The organism is Pontibacter sp. GD13 (genome assembly GCF_058216355.1).
In genome coordinates this window covers 104,393-129,380 of record NZ_JBYZMQ010000008.1, presented here as the reverse complement: position 1 = coordinate 129,380, position 24,988 = coordinate 104,393, and the positions used below count along the sequence as shown (strand labels likewise).

General features: G+C 50.3%; 24 protein-coding genes and 1 riboswitch. Of the genes, 9 read left to right on the top strand and 15 right to left on the bottom strand.

The features are described from left to right. Positions 1-211: 211 nt before the first annotated feature. Complete coding sequence (locus AC4BAN_RS12535; RefSeq protein ID WP_490564747.1) at positions 212-1,882, top strand: M28 family metallopeptidase; 1,671 nt, start codon at positions 212-214, stop codon at positions 1,880-1,882. Between the two features lie 236 nt (positions 1,883-2,118). Here the strand turns inward: AC4BAN_RS12535 and AC4BAN_RS12530 are convergent, their stop codons facing one another. Continuing rightward, positions 2,119-4,323 carry a B12-binding domain-containing radical SAM protein gene (locus AC4BAN_RS12530; protein ID WP_490564746.1) on the bottom strand — a complete coding sequence of 735 codons (2,205 nt, stop codon included), beginning with the start codon at positions 4,321-4,323 and terminating at the stop codon, positions 2,119-2,121. A 328-nt stretch (positions 4,324-4,651) separates the two neighbouring features. On the opposite strand from AC4BAN_RS12530, the gene AC4BAN_RS12525 reads away from it, so the two are divergent. After that, positions 4,652-5,191, top strand: a complete 540-nt coding sequence (locus AC4BAN_RS12525) for a hypothetical protein (RefSeq protein ID WP_490564745.1) — start codon at positions 4,652-4,654, stop codon at positions 5,189-5,191. A gap of 25 nt (positions 5,192-5,216) precedes the next feature. Here the strand turns inward: AC4BAN_RS12525 and AC4BAN_RS12520 are convergent, their stop codons facing one another. Further along, positions 5,217-5,447, bottom strand: a complete 231-nt coding sequence (locus tag AC4BAN_RS12520; RefSeq protein WP_490564744.1) for a DUF2798 domain-containing protein — start codon at positions 5,445-5,447, stop codon at positions 5,217-5,219. A gap of 232 nt (positions 5,448-5,679) precedes the next feature. On the opposite strand from AC4BAN_RS12520, the gene AC4BAN_RS12515 reads away from it, so the two are divergent. Then, positions 5,680-5,985 (top strand): hypothetical protein, encoded by a 306-nt coding sequence (locus tag AC4BAN_RS12515; protein WP_490564743.1) that lies wholly within the window; start codon positions 5,680-5,682, stop codon positions 5,983-5,985. 69 nt (positions 5,986-6,054) lie between these two features. On the opposite strand, the gene AC4BAN_RS12510 is transcribed toward AC4BAN_RS12515, so the two are convergent. Together AC4BAN_RS12510 and AC4BAN_RS12505 are read right to left on the bottom strand one after the other, a co-directional pair. Beyond that, positions 6,055-7,137 (bottom strand): YncE family protein, encoded by a 1,083-nt coding sequence (locus tag AC4BAN_RS12510; protein ID WP_490564742.1) that lies wholly within the window; start codon positions 7,135-7,137, stop codon positions 6,055-6,057. 16 nt (positions 7,138-7,153) lie between these two features. Next, positions 7,154-9,070, bottom strand: coding sequence for a TonB-dependent receptor plug domain-containing protein (locus AC4BAN_RS12505; RefSeq protein ID WP_490564741.1), 1,917 nt, complete (start codon positions 9,068-9,070; stop codon positions 7,154-7,156). A 105-nt stretch (positions 9,071-9,175) separates the two neighbouring features. Continuing rightward, positions 9,176-9,381: riboswitch (cobalamin riboswitch) on the bottom strand. Between the two features lie 112 nt (positions 9,382-9,493). On the opposite strand from AC4BAN_RS12505, the gene AC4BAN_RS12500 reads away from it, so the two are divergent. Next, a complete protein-coding gene (locus AC4BAN_RS12500; protein WP_490564740.1) occupies positions 9,494-10,093 on the top strand; it encodes a DNA-3-methyladenine glycosylase in 600 nt (199 codons plus the stop codon). Positions 10,094-10,103: 10 nt separating this feature from the next. Here the strand turns inward: AC4BAN_RS12500 and AC4BAN_RS12495 are convergent, their stop codons facing one another. From AC4BAN_RS12495 to AC4BAN_RS12475, 5 genes are all read right to left on the bottom strand, one after another. Then, a complete protein-coding gene (locus AC4BAN_RS12495; RefSeq protein WP_490564739.1) occupies positions 10,104-11,231 on the bottom strand; it encodes an alpha/beta hydrolase-fold protein in 1,128 nt (375 codons plus the stop codon). Positions 11,232-11,382: 151 nt separating this feature from the next. Further along, complete coding sequence (locus tag AC4BAN_RS12490; protein WP_490564738.1) at positions 11,383-11,571, bottom strand: hypothetical protein; 189 nt, start codon at positions 11,569-11,571, stop codon at positions 11,383-11,385. A 14-nt stretch (positions 11,572-11,585) separates the two neighbouring features. Then, positions 11,586-11,834: a hypothetical protein gene (locus AC4BAN_RS12485; RefSeq protein ID WP_490564737.1), complete on the bottom strand. Its 249-nt coding sequence runs from the start codon at positions 11,832-11,834 to the stop codon at positions 11,586-11,588. A 63-nt stretch (positions 11,835-11,897) separates the two neighbouring features. Continuing rightward, positions 11,898-12,125 (bottom strand): hypothetical protein, encoded by a 228-nt coding sequence (locus AC4BAN_RS12480; protein ID WP_490564736.1) that lies wholly within the window; start codon positions 12,123-12,125, stop codon positions 11,898-11,900. 97 nt (positions 12,126-12,222) lie between these two features. Then, on the bottom strand, positions 12,223-13,410 hold the full coding sequence (locus AC4BAN_RS12475; RefSeq protein ID WP_490564735.1) for a THUMP-like domain-containing protein: 1,188 nt from the start codon (positions 13,408-13,410) through the stop codon (positions 12,223-12,225). 212 nt (positions 13,411-13,622) lie between these two features. Here AC4BAN_RS12475 and ahcY point away from each other — a divergent pair, with 212 nt between their 5' ends. Beyond that, a complete protein-coding gene (gene ahcY, locus AC4BAN_RS12470; protein WP_490564785.1) occupies positions 13,623-14,930 on the top strand; it encodes an adenosylhomocysteinase in 1,308 nt (435 codons plus the stop codon). Positions 14,931-15,010: 80 nt separating this feature from the next. On the opposite strand, the gene AC4BAN_RS12465 is transcribed toward ahcY, so the two are convergent. From AC4BAN_RS12465 to AC4BAN_RS12450, 4 genes are all read right to left on the bottom strand, one after another. Then, positions 15,011-15,757: a LytR/AlgR family response regulator transcription factor gene (locus AC4BAN_RS12465; protein ID WP_490564734.1), complete on the bottom strand. Its 747-nt coding sequence runs from the start codon at positions 15,755-15,757 to the stop codon at positions 15,011-15,013. Positions 15,758-15,786: 29 nt separating this feature from the next. Next, a complete protein-coding gene (locus AC4BAN_RS12460; RefSeq protein WP_490564733.1) occupies positions 15,787-18,756 on the bottom strand; it encodes a two-component regulator propeller domain-containing protein in 2,970 nt (989 codons plus the stop codon). A 251-nt stretch (positions 18,757-19,007) separates the two neighbouring features. Continuing rightward, complete coding sequence (locus AC4BAN_RS12455) at positions 19,008-19,874, bottom strand: hypothetical protein (protein WP_490564732.1); 867 nt, start codon at positions 19,872-19,874, stop codon at positions 19,008-19,010. A 49-nt stretch (positions 19,875-19,923) separates the two neighbouring features. After that, positions 19,924-21,150: a glycosyltransferase family 2 protein gene (locus AC4BAN_RS12450; RefSeq protein ID WP_490564731.1), complete on the bottom strand. Its 1,227-nt coding sequence runs from the start codon at positions 21,148-21,150 to the stop codon at positions 19,924-19,926. Positions 21,151-21,404: 254 nt separating this feature from the next. On the opposite strand from AC4BAN_RS12450, the gene AC4BAN_RS12445 reads away from it, so the two are divergent. From AC4BAN_RS12445 to nadD, 4 genes are read left to right on the top strand one after another with little or no spacing between them, the layout of a single operon-like run. Next, positions 21,405-21,998 (top strand): sigma-70 family RNA polymerase sigma factor, encoded by a 594-nt coding sequence (locus tag AC4BAN_RS12445; protein WP_490564730.1) that lies wholly within the window; start codon positions 21,405-21,407, stop codon positions 21,996-21,998. A gap of 25 nt (positions 21,999-22,023) precedes the next feature. Further along, a complete protein-coding gene (locus AC4BAN_RS12440; RefSeq protein ID WP_490564729.1) occupies positions 22,024-22,308 on the top strand; it encodes a zf-HC2 domain-containing protein in 285 nt (94 codons plus the stop codon). Positions 22,309-22,314: 6 nt separating this feature from the next. Beyond that, positions 22,315-22,899, top strand: coding sequence for a guanylate kinase (gene gmk, locus AC4BAN_RS12435; RefSeq protein WP_490564728.1), 585 nt, complete (start codon positions 22,315-22,317; stop codon positions 22,897-22,899). Next, positions 22,896-23,468 (top strand): nicotinate (nicotinamide) nucleotide adenylyltransferase, encoded by a 573-nt coding sequence (nadD, locus tag AC4BAN_RS12430; RefSeq protein WP_490564727.1) that lies wholly within the window; start codon positions 22,896-22,898, stop codon positions 23,466-23,468. Before gmk ends, nadD begins: the two co-directional genes overlap by 4 nt. A gap of 131 nt (positions 23,469-23,599) precedes the next feature. Here the strand turns inward: nadD and frr are convergent, their stop codons facing one another. After that, positions 23,600-24,163: a ribosome recycling factor gene (gene frr, locus AC4BAN_RS12425; protein ID WP_490564726.1), complete on the bottom strand. Its 564-nt coding sequence runs from the start codon at positions 24,161-24,163 to the stop codon at positions 23,600-23,602. A gap of 60 nt (positions 24,164-24,223) precedes the next feature. Beyond that, positions 24,224-24,988 carry a UMP kinase gene (pyrH, locus tag AC4BAN_RS12420; protein WP_490564725.1) on the bottom strand — a complete coding sequence of 255 codons (765 nt, stop codon included), beginning with the start codon at positions 24,986-24,988 and terminating at the stop codon, positions 24,224-24,226.

Here is a 24,988-nt window from a genome sequence, read left to right as displayed (position 1 = left end):
CTTAACAGAATAGCCGCTTTGAGTGAGCTGTTCTTTCAATTTACTGGATACGTTCATTCTAAACCAAACGTGTTCGCCCTGGTCTAAATGAGTTTAGATCCTTACTTTAAAGTGCATTGTGAATGGATGACCCTGGCTATCTTTTGTTTTCTGCCGGGTTCTCATTCTAAGTATAACTGTTTGTATCCGCTTATTTCTTAACCAAAATAGTATGTTAAAGAAAGTAATCCCCTTTTTCTTCCCGGCCCTTGTGGGGCTTTTTGCCGCCTGTAGCTCCTCTAAAACAGATGACACAGCGCAGGAGGCCAGTGGTGTTGCCACACTTTCTACGGAAAGTTATGGCAAGTACCTGACAGCCCTAGCCGCCGATGAGCTGGAAGGACGCAAGCCCTTTACCAGCGGCGAACAGAAAACACTGCAGTACCTGGAGCAGGAGTTTAAGGCACTTGGCCTGGAGCCCGGCAATGGCAACAGCTATTTGCAGGAAGTGCCCATGGTAGACATCCGGACTGCCCCCAGTCCACGCATGACTGTAACAGGCGGTAAAAAGCAGATAGTATTAGAAGGCCGTGAGGACTATGTGCTCTGGACCCGCCGAACAGTGCCCGCGCTGGATATCAATAAAGAGGAAATGGTTTTCGCAGGGTTCGGCATAGTGGCCCCGGAGTATAACTGGAATGATTATGCCGGACTGGATGTAAAAGATAAAGTGGTGCTGATCATGGTAAACGACCCTGGCTTTTATGAAGAGGCGCCCGCTGTTTTTAAGGGGAATGCAATGACCTATTATGGCCGCTGGACCTACAAGTTTGAGGAAGCCGCGCGGCAGGGCGCTAAAGGTTGCCTGATCATTCACCGGACGGCCCCGGCCGGCTATGGCTTTGAAGTGGTGCAGAACAACTGGAACACCTCCAAACTGTACCTGGACGAACGGGGGAAGGAGTCTTATAAATGCGCTTTTGAGGGGTGGGTAACAGAGCCTGCCGCTAAAAAGCTGTTTGAAGCCGCCGGCCTGGATTACGCTGCCGTTACTGCCAAGGCCTCCAAACCCGGTAACGCACCGTTGCCCATGGGCCTGCAGGTAAGCACAACGCTTAAAACGGACGTAACCTATGATAAGAGCTATAACTTTGTAGCTAAAATACCCGGTAGTACCCACCCCGAGGAAGCGGTGCTGTACACAGCCCATTGGGACCACCTGGGCTATGGCAAAGCAGATGCCACCGGAGACAGCATTTACAACGGCGCCATAGACGATGCGACAGGCGTGGCCGGGCTGCTGGAGTTGGCAAGAGCCTTTAAGAGCCTGCCCTCACCGCCAGACAGGAGCGTGGTGTTTATGGCAGTTACTGCAGAGGAGCAGGGCCTGTGGGGCTCCGCTTACTATGCAGCCAACCCGATTATCGCAAAAGAAAAAACAGTGGCCGATATCAACATGGATATGTTAAACTCCTATGGCAAAACCAATGATGTGGTGCTGTTTGGTTCGGGGCAGTCTGATTTAGAGGATTACCTGGCCCAGGAAGCCAAAGCGGCAGGACGCTACATCGCGCCTGAGCCAAACCCGGAGGCAGGACTGTACTACAGGTCAGATCATTTTAACTTTGCAAAGATCGGTATCCCGGCCCTGTTTATTGGCCCCGGCATAGACCACGCGGAGAAAGGGAAAGCCTACGGGAAGCAGAAACTGGACGAGTTCTACGCCTCTTACTACCATAAGCCATCAGACCAAATGCACCCGGGGCTCATGCTGGATGGGGCCGTTGCCGACCTGGAGCTACTGTTTAAGGTGGGCAAACGCCTGGCTTTTTCAGGGGAATGGCCCAAATGGAAAACAGGTTCCGAGTTTAAGGCAGCCCGGGAGGCATACATGGCAAACTAATTAACCGGCTGGTTTACCTGCTCTCGCCCCTAAAACAGGCAAGAGCAGGGCCAGTTAATTTTCATAGTTTTAAATTGTGCGAAAACGTAGCGAAGAGAAGCTGCTAAGCCTTTCCTGCTTTCTTTGGGTAAGATTCTAAAAAGGTGTGAATGGTTGCACGGAGTGCAAAATATAATGCGGGAGTATAAAAACAGATGTGGCCGGAACTACTACTACAGTTCCGGCCACATCTGCGTTTACAACAGTAAGAGTCCTTTTTCCCTTAGCTCAAACCAGGTGGGCGAGCTCAGGAATTCGATAAAACTAAGATGGGCCTCCTGTGGGTAACCCGTCTCCAGTTCTTTCAAAGTATACGCAGAGGCACTGTCAGCTGTGAGCTGCTGTAGCGTGTCAAAAAGCCACTGCCCGATGGTAGCGGTCGTCTTTACCTGAAAGTCTTCCCCTTTCTCGTAAAATGTGAGCACGCAGCGCTCTATGGTTTCCCCTTTTTTGGCAAATATGGTAAAATCGATTTCCGGAATGTTGCCCAGCCATAGCACCCGGGCATTCCTGCGTGCCGCGTCTGGTTTGGCAGGTTCCTGTATAGCCTGGTAGATCAGGTCTGGGGAGATCTTGGGGCGCGGTGTTTTAAAGTCGAACCAGAAAGACAGGGGCTGCTCCAGGGCCACGCCGTGCATGTAGTTGTAAATCGCCTTGGCCAGTCCTGCTCCAAACAAGCCATGGTCTGTGCCCTTCGGGTCGTCGTGCCAGAGGTCGTTGTTAGCGAACGGCCCTGCCTCGGGCCCAACTTTTGCCACGCCATACTTTGCCGGGTTCTTGCCTACCGGGCTATGGGCCGTCATGCTAAAGCGGTGCCAGTACCCTGACTGTATCACATTGTTTACAAACAACTGGCGCACTACCTCCAATGAGTCTATGGTTTCCTGGGTGGTTTGGGTCGGGAAACCATACATCAGGTACGCATGCACCATAATGCCCGCCTGGGTAAAAGCATCGGTTACGCGCGCTACCTGGGCAATGCTCACGCCCTTTTCCATCAGCTCAAGCAACCTGTCAGAAGCAACCTCCAGCCCACCCGACACAGCGATACAGCCAGAGGCGGCCAGTAACTGGCACAGGTCCGGCGAAAAGGTCTTCTCGAACCGGATATTGCCCCACCAACTGATCTTCACCCCTCTGCGGATAAGCTCAATGGCCATGTCGCGGAGGGGAGCGGGCGGGGCGGCCTCATCCACAAAATGGAAACCCGTTTGCCCGGTCTGGGCAATGATCTGCTCAATGCGGTCTACCAGCAGGGTGGCGGGTGCTACCTCGTAGCGGTTAATGTAATCGAGGGTGATGTCGCAGAAGGAGCAGCGCTTCCAGTAACAGCCGTGCGCAATGGTCAGTTTGTTCCAGCGGCCGTCGCTCCATAAGCGGTGCATGGGGTTAATCACATCAATCACGGAGAGATAATCCTGCAGGTGCAGGTCGCTGTAGTCTGGGGTGCCTACCTGGTTATGCGGAATATCCGGGTCGGTGCAGCCGTTGCTATACTTCACTTTCCCGTCCGTTAACAGGAAGGTGCGCTGCAACAGATCCTCGCTCCGGTCTCCCTGCAGGTGCTCCAGCAGTTTCAGCCACGGGCCTTCGCCATCATCCAGGGTTACGAAATCTATGTATTTAAACAGCTTCGGCTCGTTGAGGCTGCGCAACTCCGTGTTTGGGTAGCCGCCTCCCATGGCTGTTTTAATGTGCGGGTACTTGCTTTTAATATACTGGGCCATGCGCAGGCCCGCGAACAGGTTGCCAGGAAAAGGGATGGAAAAACCTGCCACCGCTGGGTTCTCTTTTTGCAGGTGCTGGTCCAGTAATTCCAGCAGCAGGGTGTCAATCAGCGAAGGCTCCTGTTGCAGGGCTTCTTCCAGCGGATCGAAGGTGGTGGCAGACATGGCCAGGCTCTCTGCGTAGCGGCTGAAGGCAAAGTAGGGGCTAATCGTTTCCTTGATCAGGTCGCCTAGGTCTTCCAGGTATAAAGTGGCCAGGTAACGCGCCCTGTCGCTGATGCCCATGCTGCCAAACGCCCAGTCAATATCCTCTACCTGGTCAAACCGACTCGCTTCCGGCAGAAACCGGCTGTAGCTGATCTGTTGTGCCAGGGTCGTGTCTTTGTTCTGCAGGAAGCGGATTACAGGCTCAATGGTATGCAGGTACTCTTTTTTCAGGCGTAGCATGCGCAGGCTATTATCCGAGAGCTCAAACCCGCCGCTTTCTATCGCGCTGAAAATACTGGCCAGCCCTTTTCGCGAAAACATCTTCAGTACCAGCTCAATGCCCAGGTCGGCTTGCGTAACCGCATACCCCTGCCCGGTCAGGAACCCCTTTAGGTAGGCAGTGGCAGGGTAAGGTGTATTTAGCTGCGTGAGCGGCGGGGTTATCAACAATATCTTCGGCTTCGACAAGGTATTCTGTTTAATGAAATGAACTGGTTAACGGTGCAATTTGCAAAAAAAATAGCTTCACTGCCCCGCCTATCTCTTTCTGTGCTTTACTAACAGCCGGGCAACGGGGGAGGTTCAATGTTAATAATTGTATGGATACTATATATGTAAATGTTAATTTATTGGTTAATAAATATTTTTTAATAGATATTTAATATATAAGTAGATTGTGTATAGATTTGTCATGTTATATTTAATATGATAATATTATAACCTTTACGCCGTAACTAAAATCAACCTAAAAACACCTCTTACATGAGAACATCCCATAAACTAACCCCTTTCGACCATGCAAACCAGGCGTAACCTCCAGATGATGATCACGGTAACACTACTGGCGCTGGCTGCCTTTGGCTCTGTCTGGCAAAAAGAGGTTTCCCAAACGCACGCCGTATCGTTACACGTCAACCTTTCAACGGGCGCACAGGTACCTTTTAGCGTGCAGAAGGATGTGGAGACGCAAAATGAAATGCTGCTGCTGTACCAGAATGATATACAGCGTTTTGAACTGACGGACGTTGGCGTGACAGTTGAAAACCTGTCGGAACGGCGGGGCGTTGAACTGAATGGGGTCGTTGGGTTTGCCCCAGCCGGGAGCACAGACTTTACGGCTTTAGGATGCCTGAGCGAGTTTTGTAATACCCTGACTTTAGCCGAAAAGCGGATAAACATCGTTATGGCACCAGACAGCGGCGCTGTTCAAAAATTAAGCACCCTGCTTCGCAAGGGAAGCAAGATCACCTTCGTGCTGAGGGGGAAAGCAAACCAAGGGGAGTTGGACGCCCTGGTCTCTATCCGGTTAAAGTCAAAAATAACTATAAAGATATAGCCTGTTTCGTGACCATCAGCTGTATTTAGAGCTTCATGCGGGAAATACGGTTAACTAAATAACCCACTCCCGGCACGATGACCAGTACCGTAAGTGCCAGTAGCGTAAAGATCACCAGGCAGGAGCGCATCCAGCGCAAAAAGAAATCAGCCTTTATACCAAAAGTATAAATTTCTAACGCGGAGGCTAACAAAAGACTGATGACAGCAAGCAAAACCAGCTTGCGTTTCAGGCGCGGGTTCAAGTAATTTCTCATCTAAAATCGAGTGCTTAGGGTGCAAAGTTAGCGTTTTTACCCAGGCTCCTACTCCTGCATGCGTTTTTGTGCTTGCTCTGCGTTCGCTTTCCTCTTGGTTTTAAGATGAGCTAGCGAGACCGGCTCGGGCAGAATTTAACTCTGAACAAACTACAGACGTATATTTAGATGGCTTCTATCCTTATAGGGCATAGGGCTGTATGTTAAACCGGAATCAGCAAACACGATATATATGCATAGATTAAAATCAGCTTTAGCAATTATAACCTGCACGGCCCTTGGCACCTTTGGCCTGTCAGCCTGTAACAAAGGCACCGAGCCTGGCGAAACCAACGTAGAGCGTAGCGAGATTATAGATGAGGGGGAATTGGTAGGAGACGACAACGACACCATGAACCGCTACAACGATACCGCCAACCTGGAGAAATACTACGACCATGCCGACCATGAGAACCATGATGATAACAATAGAAAGGCGATAGGCGGTGGGGCTTATGATGGGAAAGGAAACGGAGTGCAGCGGGACGAGGTACAATAGAAATGAATAAAAAGCGAGGGCCTGTGGTATGTACCGCAGGCCCTCGCTTTTTTCAAGAAAGTTTAAAGCTTAGTTAAACACAAAACCATTGGGTGCTATGCCGGCCTTGAAAGTATAGGCCTGGGTGCCATCTGGTTTATAGACGTACACCGTGCCGTCGCCGGTGAAGCCGTTTGCGTCGCCGCCATAAATGTAGCCTGTCCTCGGGTCTATGCCCAAACCGTAAAAGCTGCGGTTAATGAGCGGGGTGGCCGGCAGGCTGGTGGCGTTTATACTTTGCTCAAACGTTTTGCCATTGTAATTAAAGTATAGCCTGTCCTTGCTTCCGTTTATAACAAGGTGGCTCGGTTGGCTTTGGTTACTGGCAAACGTTAAGGCGCTTTGCACAAGCTGCGTTCCGGTGTTGATCACACTCAGGGCTCCCGGTGTCGTGTTGGTATAGTCAACTGAATAGTCCGGGTTGTAAGCCACCTTGCCGCCGCTCAACACCCAAATGTTGTTGTTCTTGTCAAGGGCTAGGCTGTTGGGGCCATCGGGCACTGTAATGGTTTTTTCTACTGCGTCGGTGGCGGTGTTGATAACCGTAACGGTATTGTCGCTGCTGTTGGCCACGTACAGTTTTCCGTTTACCAGCAGGAGCTGCTCCGGCATCATGCCCACAGCAATGGTTTTGGTTACGGTGTTACTGGTCAGGTTTAGTACCGATACGCGCCCTGTGCCAAAGTCAACCCACTCAGTTACGTACCCTTTTGAATTATTGAGGGCAGTAAAGTAGCGGGGTAGCTTCAGGCCTTCGATCACACCCTCCGACTTGAAAGTATACGCATTCACCACCTCTATCTTATTGCTGTTGTTTGCCACGATATAGGCGCGATCTTGCAAAATAGCCAGGTTCTGAACGACATCGCCTAAGGGTCGTGACTCATTTGCCTGGCTGAAGATGCCCTGCTGCACCGCTTTTGTGGTGGTATTATAAAAACTAACAGAGCCGTTCGGAGTCCCGAAATTCCCTTCGTTCACCACAAAAACACCCTCCTCGGCGTAGGCTCCACCTGGCCCGTCGGATGTTTTGTCGCAGCTGGTAAAAGCCAGGGAGGTGGTCAAGAAGGCAGCGCCAATCAAAAGGCTGCGGAAAGAGCTGATTTTTTTCATGAAAGTAAAATTTGAATTATGGAATGATGAATCGTAAGCTGAGGGTATAGCCTCTGGGCGGCATGGCCCGGTAAGCCATGGTTTGGTAATCGGCGTTGGTTACATTATCGGCCCGCAGGCTAAGCACGCAGGTATTTTTACCCACAGCGAGCTGTTTGCTGAGCGCAAAGTGCAGGAGCAGGAAACCACTCAGGTGGCTGGTTTCTGAGTTAGTAGTGTAGCGCAGGCCGGTGTAGTTGAGGCTATTTAACAAATACCAGCCTTTATACCCGGCATCAAAGCTCAGAATGGCTTTGTGCCGGGGTACGTACATCAGCTGTTTTCCTTTGTCGCCGGTGCCTTCGTATACCTGTGCCTGCTCAGATGCGGTATAATCATAGCCTGCTGCACTGCTGAGCATTACCTGCCCCAACTGCGCGGAGGCTTTGGTGCTGAACTCAATACCTCTGGAAACTACTTTTTGGAGGTTGACAGGCCGCCACCGGGACGTGTGGTCAGGGGACCATTGTATCCAATCATCGATCAGCATGTAAAATGCGGTTGCCTCTGTTTCCAGTAGCCAGGTATTTTTGTGCACCCACACATGGCGCAGGCCGCTCTCGTAACTCCAGCCCTGTTCCGGTTTCAGATTAGGATTGCCGGCACCCAACCAAAACCGATCGTTCAGGGTAGCCACCCGGTAACTGCCCGACACATTGCCCTTGAGCGACAGCTGTTGTGCGTTGCTGTTGTAAAACTTCCAATCGAGGCCAAAGGCTGGGGTAAAGCGTGGGTTATAATGCCCTGCAAATGCCTGCCGCATGTTCAGGCTCAGCTTCAGTGCCTGCACCGGATCGAATCGGAAGAGGGCATACGCAGTGGCACGGCTTTCTGCCTGCGGGCCTGCGTAGCCATCATTTTTGGCAGTAAAATGCTGTAGGTTCACACCACCGCGCAGGCTCCAACGTGCGGCTTGAGTGTAAGTATGCTCGGCCTGCAGTTGATGGGTAGCAACCGTTACCTCCGAATCGTTTGACAAGTCGGAGTAGTGCAGGTAATCGTTAAAGTAAGCGGCTTTCACGCTGGTTTGGCCCCAGCGGCTGCCATGGCCAAACTCGGTAAGCAGGCGTAAGTTACGGTCCTGTTGCCTGGCTTGGTTATAAGCCGAGCCCATGGCTGGTTGCACTTCGCGGTCGGCGGCAGTATACCAGCTGTGCAGAGCTATGGTGGTGCGCGGGGTAAAATGCCAGCTCATGTCCTGCGTAAAGCCAAGCTGTTTAAAGGCTGCGTTGTGCTGCCGCACCTCCGGCGAACCAAAGCGTGACACGTCCTTATACCGAAAATCGTTCGCTGTACTGCGTCCGTAGGCGCTGGCACCCACTTGCAGCTTGTTCTTGCTATAACCAATGCTTGCTTGCCCAAACTTGTTTCCAAAGCTCCCTGCACCTAGCTGCAGATCGGAGTGGAGGCCTTTGCCTGTGTATTCTGGCGAGCTCAGCAACACAGCTCCGCCTATGGCACCGCTTCCGTAGGTAGCCGCTGCGGATCCGTACTGCAGTGCCACTTTCCCAAAGCTGCTTATTGGCAAGGTAGAAAAATCTGTCAGTCCTAAGGCAGGGGAGGAGATAGCGAGTCCGTTCCAGAGTACGGCTGTCTGGGAGGCGTTAGTACCCCGGAAAGCCACAGTGGAGATGCCGCCAGCGCCATAGCTTTTAAAGTAAACGGGGGTGCGGGCCTGCAGCACATCGGCCAGCGAGGCAGCTGCATAATGGCGAAGGTAGGTGCTGTCGAGGGAACTGACGCGGCTGCCGGCGGCATACACCTCCGCAGGCTTGCCAAAAACCTCCACCGTATGCAACGCATGCCGGGCTGTGTCCGTGGCTTGCGCCTGCACCGTGCCCGGTGCCAGCAGGCACGCTACTAACGCTGTTTTTAAGAATGGTAATGTTGCCAATGGTCCGTTTGCTTAAATCCCGAAGCATGCCGGCAGGTATAAAAAGAGGGAACAGCACACGCGTTTGAGCGGTGGCCGCGCAGCTTTTTACCCGAAAGCATACGACAAATCAGTGTCGGACTGGCAGGTCTCCTGGCTCTCTTCGGTTAGTCCGCCTTCCCATGCTGCGCAGGCAGTACAGTGGCCGTTGGTGTTGGGCTAACCTTTAAAATGAAGATGACAGTTGCGGGAACAGCGCAGGATTTACACCTGCTTCCCTTTTAAGGCAATAAAACGGTAGTTTTACAGCCACCAATCTGATGGCAAAGGTAGGTAAGAAATATGAATGATGCATTATTTATTAACATGAGCGATGCGTACCAGGGCCTGGCTTAACCTGCTGCCGGTGTCAACGTACCTCCAAGCACAACAAAACCGAATAACTTGAAACTACCGAATTCATTTTATACCCGCCCCGATGTGGTGCAGATCGCGCAGGAGTTGCTGGGCAAGTATGTGTACACCCGAATTGATGGTATGCTGACCGGCGGGATGATTGTGGAAACAGAAGCCTATGCCGGTGAGGATGACCGCGCCTGCCATGCGCACCTGCAAAGGCGCACCCAGCGTACCGAGGTCATGTACCACGAAGGCGGCGTAGCCTATGTATACCTGGTGTATGGCATCTACCACCTTTTCAACATCATCACAAACCGGCAAGATAAGGCAGATGCCGTGCTGATCAGGGCCATTGAGCCGGAGATCGGCATAGAGGAAATGCTGCTGCGCAGGAATTTTGCCGCCGTAAAACCAAACCTGACTGCCGGACCCGGTGTCATGAGCATCGCCCTCGGGATCAACAAAAAATTATACGGAGCCGACCTGACAGGCGAAACAATCTGGCTGGAAGATAAAAATACGGTGGTTCAGCCAGATAAAATAGCGAGTGGGCCACGGGTGGGCGTTGACTATGCCGGAGAAGATGCGCAGTTGCCCTGGCGCTTTTGGGTGAAGGGTAACAAATGGGTCAGCAAGAGAAGGTAAACCAAAAGGTTTATTTAGCCGGAAGAATGGCTTTAAGGGCTATGGGCATTCGTTTTGCCCAAGCCGCTTCCGAATGCTTTGCTTCAGGTGCCTTCACCCAGATAAAGTCCCTTCCTTCACAGTAGCCTTTCTCCCTGAGGGCGGCAAGCATGTCGTCGATGCCTGGCTGCAGGCGCTCCTCCAGCTCTATGCCCCCGTTGTCGATGTAAAAGAAAAGGTTCTTTTTTCTGCCCTGGTAATCCGCCACGTGCTGCACGTAATCGATGTGCTGTATCTTAAACGCAGGCGACATGCAGATAGCTTTCGAGAATACATCCGGATGCTCCCAGGCCAGCATAAAGGCCATGATGCCGCCTGCCGAGGAGCCGCCGGTAAACGTGTGCTTCCTGCCTTTTTTAGTGCGGTAAGCCTGGTCGATATAGGGCTTTACGGTGTTGACCACAAAATTCATGTAAGCGGTGCCCATCTCGCCGGGCGTGTACTCCGCGCTTCTGTCGGGTGTATTGTAAATGCCCACGATAAGGGCCGGTTTCATGGCTCCAGCCTGTATCAGGCTATCCGCTGTTTCATCTAGCTGGCAGTCTACGCCGAAAGAACTGGTGGCCGGATCGAAAATATTCTGCCCGTCGTGCATGTACAAAACGGGGTATTTCTTGGTGCTGGTGGCATAGCCTGGCGGCAGCCACACGATCAGGCTGCGGTCCTGAAGCCCCTGGCCCTGCAGGTTCGGGTGAATCTCGGTTGTTCCGGTAACACCTCCCTTAAAAGCATTTGGTTTCTTATCCAGCCAATACAGCACCTCGTCTTCCAGCAGGGTGTCCCGGGTTACCCGTACGCTAAAGTTCGGGAGCGCCTGCGCCTCGGCGTCCGTGCCTTCTCTCTCCCAAGAGCCTAGCGTATACTTATACTCCAGAACCTGGGGAGTTTGTAGCACAAATTGGGTTACCCAGGTGTGGTTGCCCCGGTTAGCCATCTTTATCTTGCCCGGGTCCCAGTTGCCCAGTTGGGCCACATTGCCTGTAATATAAACCGATGCGGTATCCGGTAAAGACGGGGAGTGCAACTTAAACTGTACCTGACTGCCTTGTTGAGCGAAGCCTTCTGCGCTGCAAAGCATGCAGGACAGCAAGATCAGCATACACCATTTAACTTTTAACATCATCGCCTTTTTAATTGCCATAGCCGAATATAAAAATTTTTAGCCGGTTAACAGCAGCAAGCCACAAAAAACTAAAAAAGCCTGCGCCGTTAAATAATACGGTGCAGGCTTTTATTAGCTAGTGCGTAATTCAGGATTTGGCTTTCTTACTTTCCCTATCCAGCTCATTATCTGTGCGTCCCTGAGGGGTTTGCTTGCCAGTCAGCGGCGTGCTGGTGGCATCGCGTTCCAGGCTGTTCGAAATATCCTTCTTATTGCTTTTGCTCTTGTCCGTCAGGTCAGTTTTCTTGTTTTCATTTTGATTTTTCATTGTTTTCATAGTTTAACTGTGGGTTATGCTTCAGAAGAATCTTTCTCCTTGCCTGCTTCCTTCGCGCCGGATGCAGATGTGTTTTGCCATCCCCGGCCTTTCGCAGGTTTGTTTTGGTTGCTTGGTTGGGTGCTGCTTTTGGCAGCAGCATTAGTCACATCTTTGATAGATGCCTGGGTGGCCAAAACACTGCCTTTCTTGCCGGCCTCATAGGACTTTTGGGGATTACTGGCAAAGCCATGGAATTCCCAGTTCGTTTTTTCTCCTTTCATGTGCTTAAAGTTTAAGTTAAAACATACAGGCTGCCCCTGCAGCCACCAGGCCCTAAACATGGGTCAGGACTTTTTCTTATCTGTATTTTTATGACTTTGGCTACCCGCTTTGGCATGTCCTTTTGCATCGCCGTGCCAGCCGCGACCCTTGCTGCCGGTACTGGTGCTTGCCTGCGAAGAAGGGTTGGTTTGGGAAGCTGTGTTTCCTGACATTCCGCTATCAGGCTTCATGGTGCGGGAGGATTCACTGATGTCCGTGGACATTCTGCCAGTGGGTTTGTTAGTTTTCATAGCGATTGGGCTTAAGTAAGACAAAGCCTGCGCTAAGGCAGGCCTACACGTTAGTTTACGAGGCTGATTCGGGCTGGTTGACGGGAAATTTGAGAATTTATACTTTCGTACAGATCAGCACAACGGGTTTCTGGTGCATGTCGGTGGTGAAAAACAAGTAAGTGGCACCGCCTTCTTTGATACCTGTTTTCTTCCGGATCTCGGCCACAGAATCAGGGAAATTACGGACAGTAATGTTCGCTTTTTTGCCGGGCAGGTGGCGCAGCAGCTCTTTTTTATTAAACCTTAGCACCTGCACACACCTAAAGCTACGGCCCGGAAAGGGGGCCACCAGCGTAGCTGACGTATACAGGTGGCTGTTGGGGTGCAGCTTGCTCAGGCTATACATTTGCCCCAGGAACCGGAATGCGCCAGCCTTCAGGATGGCTGCATTCGGCTCATATACAAAGTGCTGCGGGTCTGCATAAACCGGCCTGCTTTGTTCCTCGTCATGTTTCGTGAAAGTGAACGGCTGTGCCTCGGCGGGCGGCACCAGGTTTATGGCGGTGCGCAACACCTCTGTAACCTGAATAGCAGCAGGCTTTAAGAAGTACACCACTTCCTTTACCTCATTTTGTACGGCTATCACCCATAATGCATGTACCAGTCCCAGTTGCTCCAAGGCCAGGTCGATGTCCAGCATGGGCGAGGATTTTAACAACACTACTTTGGCTTTGGTAAAAAGAAGGGGGAGCAGGTGCAGCACGTCGGGCTCACAGTCCTGGAGCAGGTGCAGCTTCTCGTTCCGGCCTCCCCGCCTGGCAGGGTCCAGGTAAATTACATCCGACATGCCCTGAAACTGCTGCAGGAAGGCTTCTGCGGTGGAGTTGATGCTTTGGATGTTGCTAGCCCCCAAAAGCCCGAAGTTATAGGCTGCTGTTTGCTGCAACGCCTCATTTTGCTCGAGGTGTAAAACCTTCTGAAAGCTGCGGGAGAAATAGAAGCTGTCTACCCCAAAACCACCAGTCAGGTCAATCAGTAAGTTTCCGGATACCAGCGAGGCTTTATAGGCTGCGGTTGCCTCCGACGAACTTTGCTCAACAGATAGGGTGGCCGGAAAAATAACCTCAGGGTGCTGTGCCCAGGAGGGCAGTTTGAGCGCCGCTTTCTGGCGGGCCTGAATCTGCTGCACCAGTTCCAACACGGGCAGGCCGGGGTAGCGGGCGGCCTGCAGCATAAGGGCGGCCGGGTTGTGGTGCAGGTGCTCCTGAATAAACTGGTTTTCGGTGGCTGTGAATTTCCGCATGCCTTCTGAGCTGCCAGGTGTAGCAGGTGAGGACAAAGGTAGTTATTTATACTTTAAGGTGGGTAAAAGTAGGCTTCAGGCTATTAAGCACAGGTTACGTATGCACACCGGTGCAGTGGCTGAGAACGCAAGGCAGTCGGAATGCCTTAAAATTGTTGATGTTGCGCAACAATTTTCGTAATTTTGTGTTTTCAACAGAAAATACATACATGATGATAGATACACAGCTTAAATACAAAGTACGGGATATCTCGCTGGCAGCGTGGGGCCGTAAAGAAATCAGACTGGCAGAGGCAGAGATGCCTGGTTTAATGGCTATCCGTGAGGAGTATGGCCCAAGCCAGCCCTTGGCAGGTGCGCGCATTGCAGGCTGCCTGCACATGACGATCCAGACTGCTGTGCTTATAGAGACCCTGGTTGCGTTGGGTGCTGAGGTTACCTGGTCTTCGTGTAACATCTTCTCTACCCAGGACCATGCCGCTGCAGCAATTGCCGCCGCAGGAATTTCGGTTTTTGCCTGGAAAGGAATGACTGCCGAAGAATTTGACTGGTGTATCGAACAAACGCTGTTTTTCGGTGAAGACCGCAAGCCCTTGAACATGATCCTGGACGACGGCGGAGACCTGACCAACATGGTGTTTGATAATTACCCGGAACTGTCTGCTGGTATCAAAGGCTTGTCTGAAGAAACCACCACAGGTGTTCACCGCTTGTACGAGCGCATGAAGAACGGCACGCTTACCATGCCCGCCATTAACGTAAACGACTCGGTTACTAAATCCAAGTTCGATAACAAGTATGGCTGTAAAGAATCGTTGGTGGATGCTATACGCCGTGCTACTGATGTGATGATGGCCGGTAAGGTGGCTGTTGTAGCTGGTTACGGTGATGTAGGCAAGGGTTCTGCCGCCTCGCTTAGAGGAGCAGGTGCCCGCGTGATCGTTACCGAGATCGATCCGATCTGTGCGCTTCAGGCTGCTATGGACGGCTTCGCAGTGAAGAGAATGGCGGATGCCATTAAAGAGGCAGATATCGTGGTTACAGCTACCGGCAACAAAGACATTATCAGTGAGAATGAATTCCGCTCTCTGAAAGATAAAGCGATCGTGTGTAACATCGGCCACTTCGACAATGAGATCGACATGGCCTGGCTGAACAAAACATACGGCAACACCAAAGATGAGATCAAGCCGCAGGTGGATCTGTACAACATTGAAGGCAAAGACATCATTGTATTGGCTGAGGGCCGTTTGGTAAACCTGGGTTGCGCCACGGGGCACCCTTCTTTTGTAATGTCCAATTCTTTCTCGAACCAGACGCTGGCGCAGTTGGAGCTTTGGACTAACACGGAGGCTTACGAAAATAAAGTTTATACTTTACCGAAGCACCTGGATGAGAAAGTTGCCCGCCTGCACCTTTCTAAGATCGGGGTGGAGCTGGATGAGCTTTCGCCTGACCAGGCCCGCTACATTGGCGTAGAGGTAGAAGGCCCGTACAAACCAGAGTATTACAGGTACTAATCCAATACCGTTCTAAACGAAAGAGAGCCGGGGCAGCAACGCCCCGGCTCTCTTTCGTTTAGAACGAACGCTTCTGCTGCCTAGATAATATTGAACCTGGACATGAGGGTTTTCTTATAGGATTTTCCAATAGGAATATCGCCTTTGGCAAAAACGACAGAGTTCTCCTCCAGCGCTTCAATTTTATCGAGGTTAGCGATGTAGGAACGGTGCACCCGCACAAAACTTTGGGAAGGCAATTTTTGCTCCATATCTTTTAAAGTAGAACTTACCAGGTATTTCTGATCGGCGGTAACGATAAAGGAATAATTGTCATAGGCCTCCACCCAGATTATCTCGCTGTAATGCACCTTAATTATGCGGTGCTTTACCTTTACAAAGATATATTCGGTGGCCACATCGGCTTCCTTCTTGTTTACGACGGCGCCATTTGTCTCCTTGTCATCCCGGGTGCCGTTATCGTGCTTGTAAAGCGCTATCTCTATGGCGGAGCGCAGGCTTTTCTCATCATATGGCTTTACCAGAAAACCATCGGGCTCTGTTTTCTTCGCCCTGTCAATGGTAGCTTTATCAGCATAGGCCGTCAGGTAGATAAACGGAATGTCGAACTCCTGCCGTATCTGCGACCCAATGTCAACACCGTCGGTATTGCCACCCAGGTTAATGTCTAGCAGCACCAGATCCGGCTGGGTCTCGCGGATCCTGCTGATGGTATCTTCACCGGAGTCTATTGCACAGGTTACATAGCCTAATTCCTCCAGGCTTGCCGCAAGATCTTCCGCAATGATGACCTCGTCTTCTGATATTAGAATTTTGGGTTTTGTCATAGCATTAGGTTCTTACGGTGATTTTAAAATTATGATGGTAAAACAAAATACAATATTGATTTTGTTCCATTGTTATTTATGAAGTTAATTGTTCCGTTCAGCTTTTTGCTTAATGATGAAACAAGCTGTAAACCAAATGATTGCTTCTTTTTCTGATCGAAATTAGGGGTTAGACCTTTCCCGTTATCGCCCACTGTTAAGATATAACGATTATTTTCCTGCTGCTCCATCACAATGCGTAAAAGCCCTCTTTCCACATCATCGGGGAATGCATATTTTAACGAATTGGAGACAAGTTCGTTCACAATTAATCCTAAAGTTATAGCTGAATCGATATCCACTTTTGTAGGGGGCACCTTCAGCTCCAGCGCTACCTCTTCTTCCGTCACACCATAGGCTTGGTAGAGGCTGTCGCAAATGCTCCGGAAGTAGTCATCCAGATCTATCTGTCCCAGGTCATCATGTCGGTACAGGCGTTCGTGCAGGATGGCCATGGAGCGCACTCTGCTCCGGATTGCCCGCATCACATCAATAGCCTGCGGATCCTCTACGTGCCGGGCCTGCAGGTTTAACATGCTGATCACGATCTGCAGGTTGTTTTTAACGCGGTGGTGTATCTCCTGCAACAGCATTTCTTTTTCCCGGTTCTTGCGTTCCAGCAAGCGGGTGCGGTGGTTCACGCGCATCTCCAACAGCGAATTCATCTTTACAAGGCTTCTTTCCCGCAGCTTGACAATGCTTAACACCGAGCCGGCCAATACCAACAAAAGCACACCTACGAACCACTCGCGGCGCCAGATGGGAGGCATAATGGAAAAAGTATAGAGCAGGGGCTTCGGTGTCCAATACCCGTCGTTGTTCTGGGCATTGAGCTGAAAAGTATACGTGCCGGGGTTAAGGTTAGCGTACGTGGCAAAAGATTGTGCAGAAGCCGGCGACCACTGCTCTTCGTATCCCTTCAGTCTGTACCTGTACCTTACGTGGTCCGGACTTGAAAGGCAAATGGCATGAAAGTCGAAAGTAAGGTGGTTTTGCGTGTGTTGAAGTTTGAGATTGATGGGTAGGCCAGTTTGTGCGTCAGTAGCGTAACCGAGCTTTTTCCAGTTAGTGGGCTTCTGGAAAAGTAAGATATCGTTTAAGCTGATTTCAGAATAAACCTTGTTGCGACGATCCAGTGCTGGCAGGTATTGGGTTAGGCCTTTCGTAGTGCCGAACCAGACACAGCCATCAGGGGTTTGCGTGATGGAGTTGTAGGTGATCTCAATGCCTTTGAACCCGTTTGAGCTGGCGTAGCTCCTATAATTCAGGCGCGCATGTTGCCGCAGCACGGGTAACCGCACTTTTAAAACGTCGCGGCTGGTGCCAATCCATAAATTGTCACGTTCATCAACAAAAAGGCCTTTAATTCCTTCGTTGGGCAACCCGTTCGCGGCACTAAAAAGCTTGGGTGTTTCCCAGGCCCTGTTCAGAACAGCAAGCCCGAAATTAAAGCCTCCGAAGTAAAGCACGCCTTCTTTATCTTCAGCAATGGAAGTGACATCCTCGAAATGAAACTGCTCCAGTTCTGATACTGGTACCAATTTACCTTCCAGTAAGTGATACACTCCGCTTACCGCACCAAACCATAGCTTACCCCTGCTATCCTGCAGGATGTGGTAAACCTTATCAGCGCGCGGCGCATCGGTATAAGCAACCTTGTTGAACTTGCCACCCAAAAAACGGGAAACACCCGCAGCTGTAGCTACCCAAACAGTGCCCTGCTTATCTGGCAGACACTGAAACGTTTCGTTAGTGGGTAAACCATCCTTGGTTGTATAGTGGGCTGTGCTGTTGGGGGTGAGGTGCCAAATGCCATTGCTGGTAGAGACCCAGGCTTCTCTGTCGTTCACCATTTGGATGTGGTTGACCGATGTTCCAGGTGGCCAGGCTGTGTTTCTGTTCCAGGTTAGGCGCCCGGCGTTCATGGTGGCGGTGTATCCTTCGTCGGTACCGAGCCAAAGCCTCCCCTGTGAGTCCTGGGCCAGGGCGGTAACGCTTGGCTCGCTTATTTCACTGAACTCAAAGTAATGCACAAACCAGGGCGACATATGCTGCTGCAGTCCATAGCCGTTCGTTCCGATCCAGATATTTCCTTCCGCGTCGGTGGCAAGCGTGTTTATGCGTGTCGTGCGCAGGCCGTTGCGGCGGGTAAGGTGCGTAAAGGTATTGCCGTCATACTTTACAAGGCCGTTCTGGCGGAGGGCAATCCAAAGGTTGCCGTAAGTGTCGTAAGAGAAGCTGCTAATGGCAAGGTGGGTTCCGTTTAGGGGCAGCTTGAAATACTGCACAGAATCGCTCTTGACCACGGCCGCGCCCGATTCGGTTCCGACCAACACAGTGTTTTCTTTGCCAGCCGCCAGAGTGGTAACGCTATTATGAGGCAAGTGGCTATTAGCGTTGTCAAAATGCGAGACAAGGCCCCTGCCGACCATGTATAAACCGTTGGTTTTGCTGCCTGCCCAAAGGGTGCCGTCAGCCTGTAATAATAGGGAGGAATAGGCCTGTTTCGGTATTTTTTTATAATTTATAAGCTTGTTCCCGGAGATATAGAACACCCCGTTCTCGGTTGCTAGCCAAACCCTTCCCATCCTGTCTTCGGCTATGTCTGAGATGGTTCTGGCAGGCAGGTTAGGGTATTTTATAAAAGAGGTGCCTGTAAAGCGGGTCAGGCCATGGTCTGAGGAGCCAATCCAGATATGCTTACGGCTGTCCTGTAACAGCGTAGTGGTGTTATTGCTACTGAGGCCATCTTCTTTGGTGAAAGTATGAAAAGTTTCTCCGTTAAACCGGCTTACCCCACCCCGGGTTGCCAGCCACAGCTGGCCCCTGTGATCCTGGATGATGTCGTTTACCTGTGACTGGGGCAAGCCCTGTTCCAGCGTCCAGTTTCTGAAATTGTGCTGTTGGGCAAATCCAAAGCGGCAAACCAGGAGTAAACAAAGAAGTAAAGGTATTCGCATAGGTTAACATCAAAGCAAAGTATACTTCTAACCTTTAGCCAACGCAGCAGGAAGGCGCACAAAATAAAAGTAAGGGGTATAACTTGCTTACGATGTGCGGCCGAAAAAGTAAACACTTTAGAGGTTACGTTTATTGGGCAGAACACGCCTAAAGCTGTGTAAGTATTATTAATTAGGTTGTAAAAGTAAGAAGCGGGCTTAATAAGTATTAGAATCGACCAACACAGGAGCCTAAGAATAATGAAATAAGTCTACTTGTGATAGGTTACATCCTGCTCAGGGAACAATTTATTTAAAAGGGCCGTTAGCCGGCGCTTTGTGTTCTTTATTTTCCTGCGGATGGGTAGTTGCCTGAAATCGATATCTTTTATGCGCGTGATCTCTTGGCTCAAAGTATGTTCTTTCAGGTAAGACTCCAGGAAGAAATTAGCGATCAGGCCGTTCCACTCTTCTTTGTTGCCCCAATAATGTCCGATCCAGTTTTGAGCCGGCTGCAGGCCGTATACTTCTTCCAGCGCTACAGAAAGCGCAAACTGCTCTATTAAGCGCCGGGTCACCTGGGCCTGGCACATGTCGTCGCAAATGGCCAGCGCCAGGCGCACCGCCTTTAAGCTGTCTGATGCCGGCAGCGCAACCACCCCGGCGTTCCACATGGCATGGTCGCTATTAATTGTAAGCCCACCAAAGGTTTTGCCCTTTACCTGTTGCCACATGGCTTTTTCAGTTTTGCTCTTTAGCTTTGAAAGCTTCCCTTCTTTTTCGTGCATGCTGGCCCTCGTCTGGAGCAAACCCTGGAAAGAGGCCAGGTCCTGAAACAGGAAGGTATCGGAATCTAAATAGACCAGAGGCTTGCTACTATCCTGCAAGGTAAAATGCTCCAGTGCCTTGATCTTGACACGCCAGAAAAAATCGTGTGGCCCTTTCCAGTCCGAGAGCGTTGCATCGGTGACATGCACAACGTTTACATACGCCTGCAGATGCCTGTAAAAATCTGGTTGGTCTGTGTATACATTGATGGAGCTGATTGCCTCTGGCTGCCTTAGAAAGGACAGGATACAAAAGTTCGCCTGGTAATGGTTTTTGATATTCGGCCCAAAAGTGAGGAAGAGGAGGTTCATACTTTAGTGTTTGGTAATAGAATGCTTCGGGCAAAGGTAAGGGAGCGCATCAGTTCTTCTTTATTCCGGCAAGCTGTAACTGCGCGGCAAGCTTCTCCAGCGCAAGGTGAGGTAATGTATCCGGAATGCCTGCTAAGTCAAGCCGCACGAAATCCGTTTTCCAAAATGCCATAGCCTGGTAAGCAGTAGGAGGTGCCCCGACGGTAAAGGCCCCCGGTTGCGCCTGGTTTTTCAATTGCTTTACAAAACCAGGCGAAAGGACGGCCTTGGGGCAGGCTACTATAATGTACTCTCCTGTTGCCTGCGAAACGGCCTCACGGAGTATGGAACTATGGTGCTGTTCGTTAGCTAGGTAATGCATCGGGGTCACCGCGGCCCGGTTCTGTAAGAAGCGAGGTAACCGAGCGCTTGCAGGAGCATCCGGAAACACAACCAGAATTTCATCAGGCGCTTCTTGCTGTACCGCTAAGACGCTTTGTGTTTCCTCCCAGGTGCCTGCATCAGCAAAACAGACCAGGGAAATTCGCAATGTCTTGTTCGCCTCGTATAGCTTCATGTACTTATAAAAGGAGTTACCCGCATTGGTAAAGGAAATGGCGAGTCCTTGGTATCCGTACAGAAACCCCCGCTGCAGTAGGTAATTCCTAAAGAAGGAGAAAGCCCATTTGTAGTAGCTTTTAAAGGGGGAGGATTGCTTCTTAAACCTATTTTCGGAGGCGAACAACGAGCTATACTTATCTGACTTGGAAAGAAGCTGCGAAACAGAATCGTAAGGGTAGTGGCGTAAAATGCCGGTAAGCCGTTTTTCCTGCAAACCCTCGGTGCGCACGTACTCATGTACCTGCAGCTCGGCAAAGTCAGTCACCTCCTTGTTATATAGCCTCAGTACGTAGTCGTTGTCCCAGCCACAGGCTTCAATCAGCCGGTTACGGTAATAATTATGCCTCTTGATGCGGTACGTGATGCTTTGATCCGTTAAATCCAGTTGCAGCAGCTCCCGTGCCAGCTCTGTGGTAACTACCTCATCGCTATCGATGGAGAGGACCCAGGCATTGGACGTGTACGAAGCGGCCAGGTTTTTAAGCGGCCCAAATCCGATGAAAGGAGAATGGAAGATCTTTACGTTGGCAAATTGCTCTGCAATGGCAATCGTTTTATCCGTGGAGCCATTATCGAGCAAAATAATTTCATCAAAATTTTGCAAGGCATGCAGGCAGGCGGCCAGGTGTCTCTGGCTATCTTTCGTCAGGATCGTTACGGATATAGGAGGACTCATGTAATGCTTTGCAGGCTTGATAGAGAATCTATTTGAAACAAAATTACACAGATACAAGCGAACTCCCGCTAAAAAGCGGATGAACTGTAACAAATCCTTTCACGTATGAACCTACTAATTAAGACTATTGCATAGGGGCTATGGCAAGGGAGCAGTTGCAACCCTGAAGCCGCAAGTAAGGTATGTAATTAAAATTTCTATATTTGCGTATAATACGCGATTGAGGACTTCACAAAAGTACAAAATCCAAGTTGATGAGCGAGCAAACAGGTAAACAGCTAAGTAAAGAGGAAAAGGACGCGAGGTTCGAGGCAGAGCTTCTGCCTGTACTGGACCCGCTGTACAATTTCGCCTACCGCCTCACCCTGGACGAAGACGACGCCAATGACCTGGTGCAGGAAACGTATCTAAAAGCCTACCGCTTTTTTGACTACTTCGAGCAAGGAACTAATGCAAAAGCGTGGCTGTTCCGAATCCTGAAGAACTCCTTTATAAACGAGTTTCGGAAAAAGAGCAAGCAACCTGCCAAAGTAGACTACAGCGAGGTAGAAGGATATTACAATTCTGAAGATGTAGATGGGGAGGGCGGCGTGGCCTCTACCACAGATATGCGCACCGAAAGTGTGCAGGACCTGATTGGGGATGAGGTAGCCAGCGCCCTGAACGCCTTGCCGGTAGACTTTAGAACGGTAATTATACTTTGTGACCTGGAAGGCTTTACCTACGAAGAAATGGCCAAGATACTTGATATCCCCATCGGAACCGTACGCTCCAGGTTGCACCGAGCCCGAAACTCTTTAAAGGAGAAGTTGGAAAAGTATGCTAAAAGCATGGGTTATAACAATTAGAGCGTTTTTAAGAGTTTGAGCAAAGATGGAATCGAAATTTACAGAAGTATACCAGAAGTCATCGGACGAAGGTCGTGATACAACAGATTGCGACAAGATATCCGGTATGTTAGACCTCGTAATTGATGGTGAGGCATCCTCTGAAGAAGAAAAGTTTTTTAGTACTCACATAGAGGACTGTGTAAGCTGTTTCGAAAACCACCAGAAGCAAAAGCTGCTTAAAGGGATCATTAGCGGACATCTCAAGCGCGTAATAGTGCCAGAAAGCCTGGCATTTTCTATTAGAGCGAAGATTCAAGAAACATTATAATCCCGAATGCAAGGCAAAATCATTATCTTCTCGGCGCCATCCGGCGCCGGTAAAACTACCATTGTAAAACACCTGTTAAGTGTAAACCCGCATCTGAGCTTTTCTATTTCGGCATGCACCCGCGATAAGCGCGGCCGCACCGAGGAAAACGGTAAGGATTATTACTTTATCACGCCCGAAGACTTTAAGAAGAAAATCGCCAGCGATGAGTTTGTAGAGTGGGAAGAAGTGTATGAGGGTGCTTTTTACGGAACGCTTAAATCTGAGATTGAGCGCATCTGGAAAAGCGGGAAGCATGTGATCCTGGATGTGGATGTAAAGGGTGGATTGAGCATCAAGCATTTTTACAAAGAGCGCGCCCTGGCAGTTTTTGTAAAGCCCCCATCCGTAGACGAACTGGCTAAGCGCCTGACAGCCCGCAACACTGATTCTGACTCTAGCATCTCGAGCCGCGTTTTCAAGGCCAAGTTCGAAATGGGCTTTGAGGACCAGTTTGATAAGGTGATTGTGAACGACGATCTGCAGAAAGCTTTTTTGGAGGCAGAAAAATTGGTTAACAAATTTCTGAACACAGAACCTGCCATCGTATGAAAGTAGGGCTGTTGTTTGGCTCCTTTAATCCAATTCACACCGGGCACCTTATTCTAGCCAACTTTATGGCCACCAACACCAACCTGGACATGGTGTGGCTGGTGGTGTCGCCGCAAAACCCCTTTAAGCCCAGCAACACGCTGTTGCATGAGTTTGACAGGCTGCACATGGTGTCGCTGGCAATAGCCGACAACCCTAACCTGGGCGTGTCTAATATTGAGTTTGGCATGCCCAAGCCCAGCTACACCATCGATACGCTAACCTATCTGCAGGAAAAATACCCGAGCTACGAGTTTGTGCTGATCATGGGTGAGGACAACCTGCCGCTGTTCCCGAAGTGGAAAAACTACGAAAGTATACTGGCCTACCACAAAGTATACGTATACCCCCGCTCGGGCTCTGTCACTGATGATATTCCGGATAAGCCGGGGATAGTGTTCGTTAAAGCCCCTGTGTTGGATATTTCTGCCACCTTTATCCGCAAGTGTATTCAGGAAGAAAAAAGCATTAAGTACCTGGTGCCAGACGAGGTTGCCGCCTACATTCAGGTGCACAAGCTCTATCAGTAGCATTTTCTTATCGCGTACCGACACACGTATCACGATTTATTTTTCATTTTTGAATGAAAAGCAAAAGCCCCGTGAAATGAATCACGGGGCTTTTACTTGAATAGCTATGTATCTTGATACGTGCTACGAACTTAGATCGTCATGATCTCAGCTTCTTTCTTCGACAGCAGCTCGTCCACTTTCACAATATAGGCATCGGTCAGCTTCTGCACTTTGGCTTCGGCGTCGCGTACGGCATCTTCTGAGGTGCCTTCCTTCTGCAGCTTTTTCAGGCTGTCGTTCACATCTTTGCGTACGTTGCGCACGCTGATCTTGCCGTTTTCAGTTTCGTTCTTCACCTGCTTTACCAAGTCACGGCGGCGCTCTTCTGTTAGGGCCGGTATATTCAGGCGGATAGCGTCAGCTTCTTGCTGCGGGTTCAGGTTAAGGTCGCTGTTCTTGATGGCTTTGTTGATTTCGCCCAGCATGTTCTTCTCCCAGGGCTTTATCAAGAGGGTGCGCGCATCGGGGGCGACAACGTTGGCTACCTGCGAGATGGGAGTAGGTGTACCATAGTAGTCCACGCGCAGGTCTTCCACCATGTTAGGGGAGGCCTTGCCCGCGCGGATTTTAGTAAGTTCAGCGGCGGTGTGCTGATACGCTTTCTCCATAGACTCCTCGGCTTCGCTGAGGTAAAACTGAATTTCTTCCGTCATATCAATTGTAGCTTATTAAAGTTCTTTTGAAACGTTAGGTTTAAGTTAGGTGCAAAATTACTAATTTTTGTCAGTTTTGCCTGCATCCTGCAATTGGTCTGCGATTTCAGGCAGCTCATCCATGGTTACCAGCGTGCCAATCTCCTCGCCCTGCACCAGTCGTTTAAGGTTGCCGGGGGTGTTCATGTCGAAGACAATGATAGACAGGCCGTTCTCTTTGCAAAGTGTAAACGCTGTCATGTCCATTACGTTCAGGTTCTTCTCAAATACATCCTTAAACGAGATGTTTCTGTAGAAAATAGCGTCCGGGTCCTTTTCCGGGTCAGCCGAGTATATACCGTCTACGCGGGTTCCCTTCAAAACAACATCTGCCTCTATCTCGATGGCGCGCAGCGATGCGGCTGAGTCGGTGGTAAAGTATGGGTTTCCGGTGCCGGCGCCAAAAATAACCACGCGGCCTTTCTCCAAATGCCGCACGGCCCTGCGTCGGATGTAAGGCTCACACACCTGCTGTATGTTTAAACCGGAAAGTAACCGTGTGTATACACCGATCTTTTCCAACGCACTCTGTAAAGCCATGCTGTTGATCACAGTGGCCAGCATGCCCATGTAATCTCCCTGCACGCGGTCCAGGCCTACTTGCTCGGCCTGCACACCCCTAAAAATATTGCCTCCGCCAATTACAACAGCTACTTCAACGCCCATTCCCGACACTTCCTTTATTTCCTTCGCGTACTGTATCAACCTGTTAGAATCGATGCCGTATTGCTGTTCTCCCATCAGCGCCTCGCCGCTAAGCTTCAGTAATATTCTCTTATACTTCAC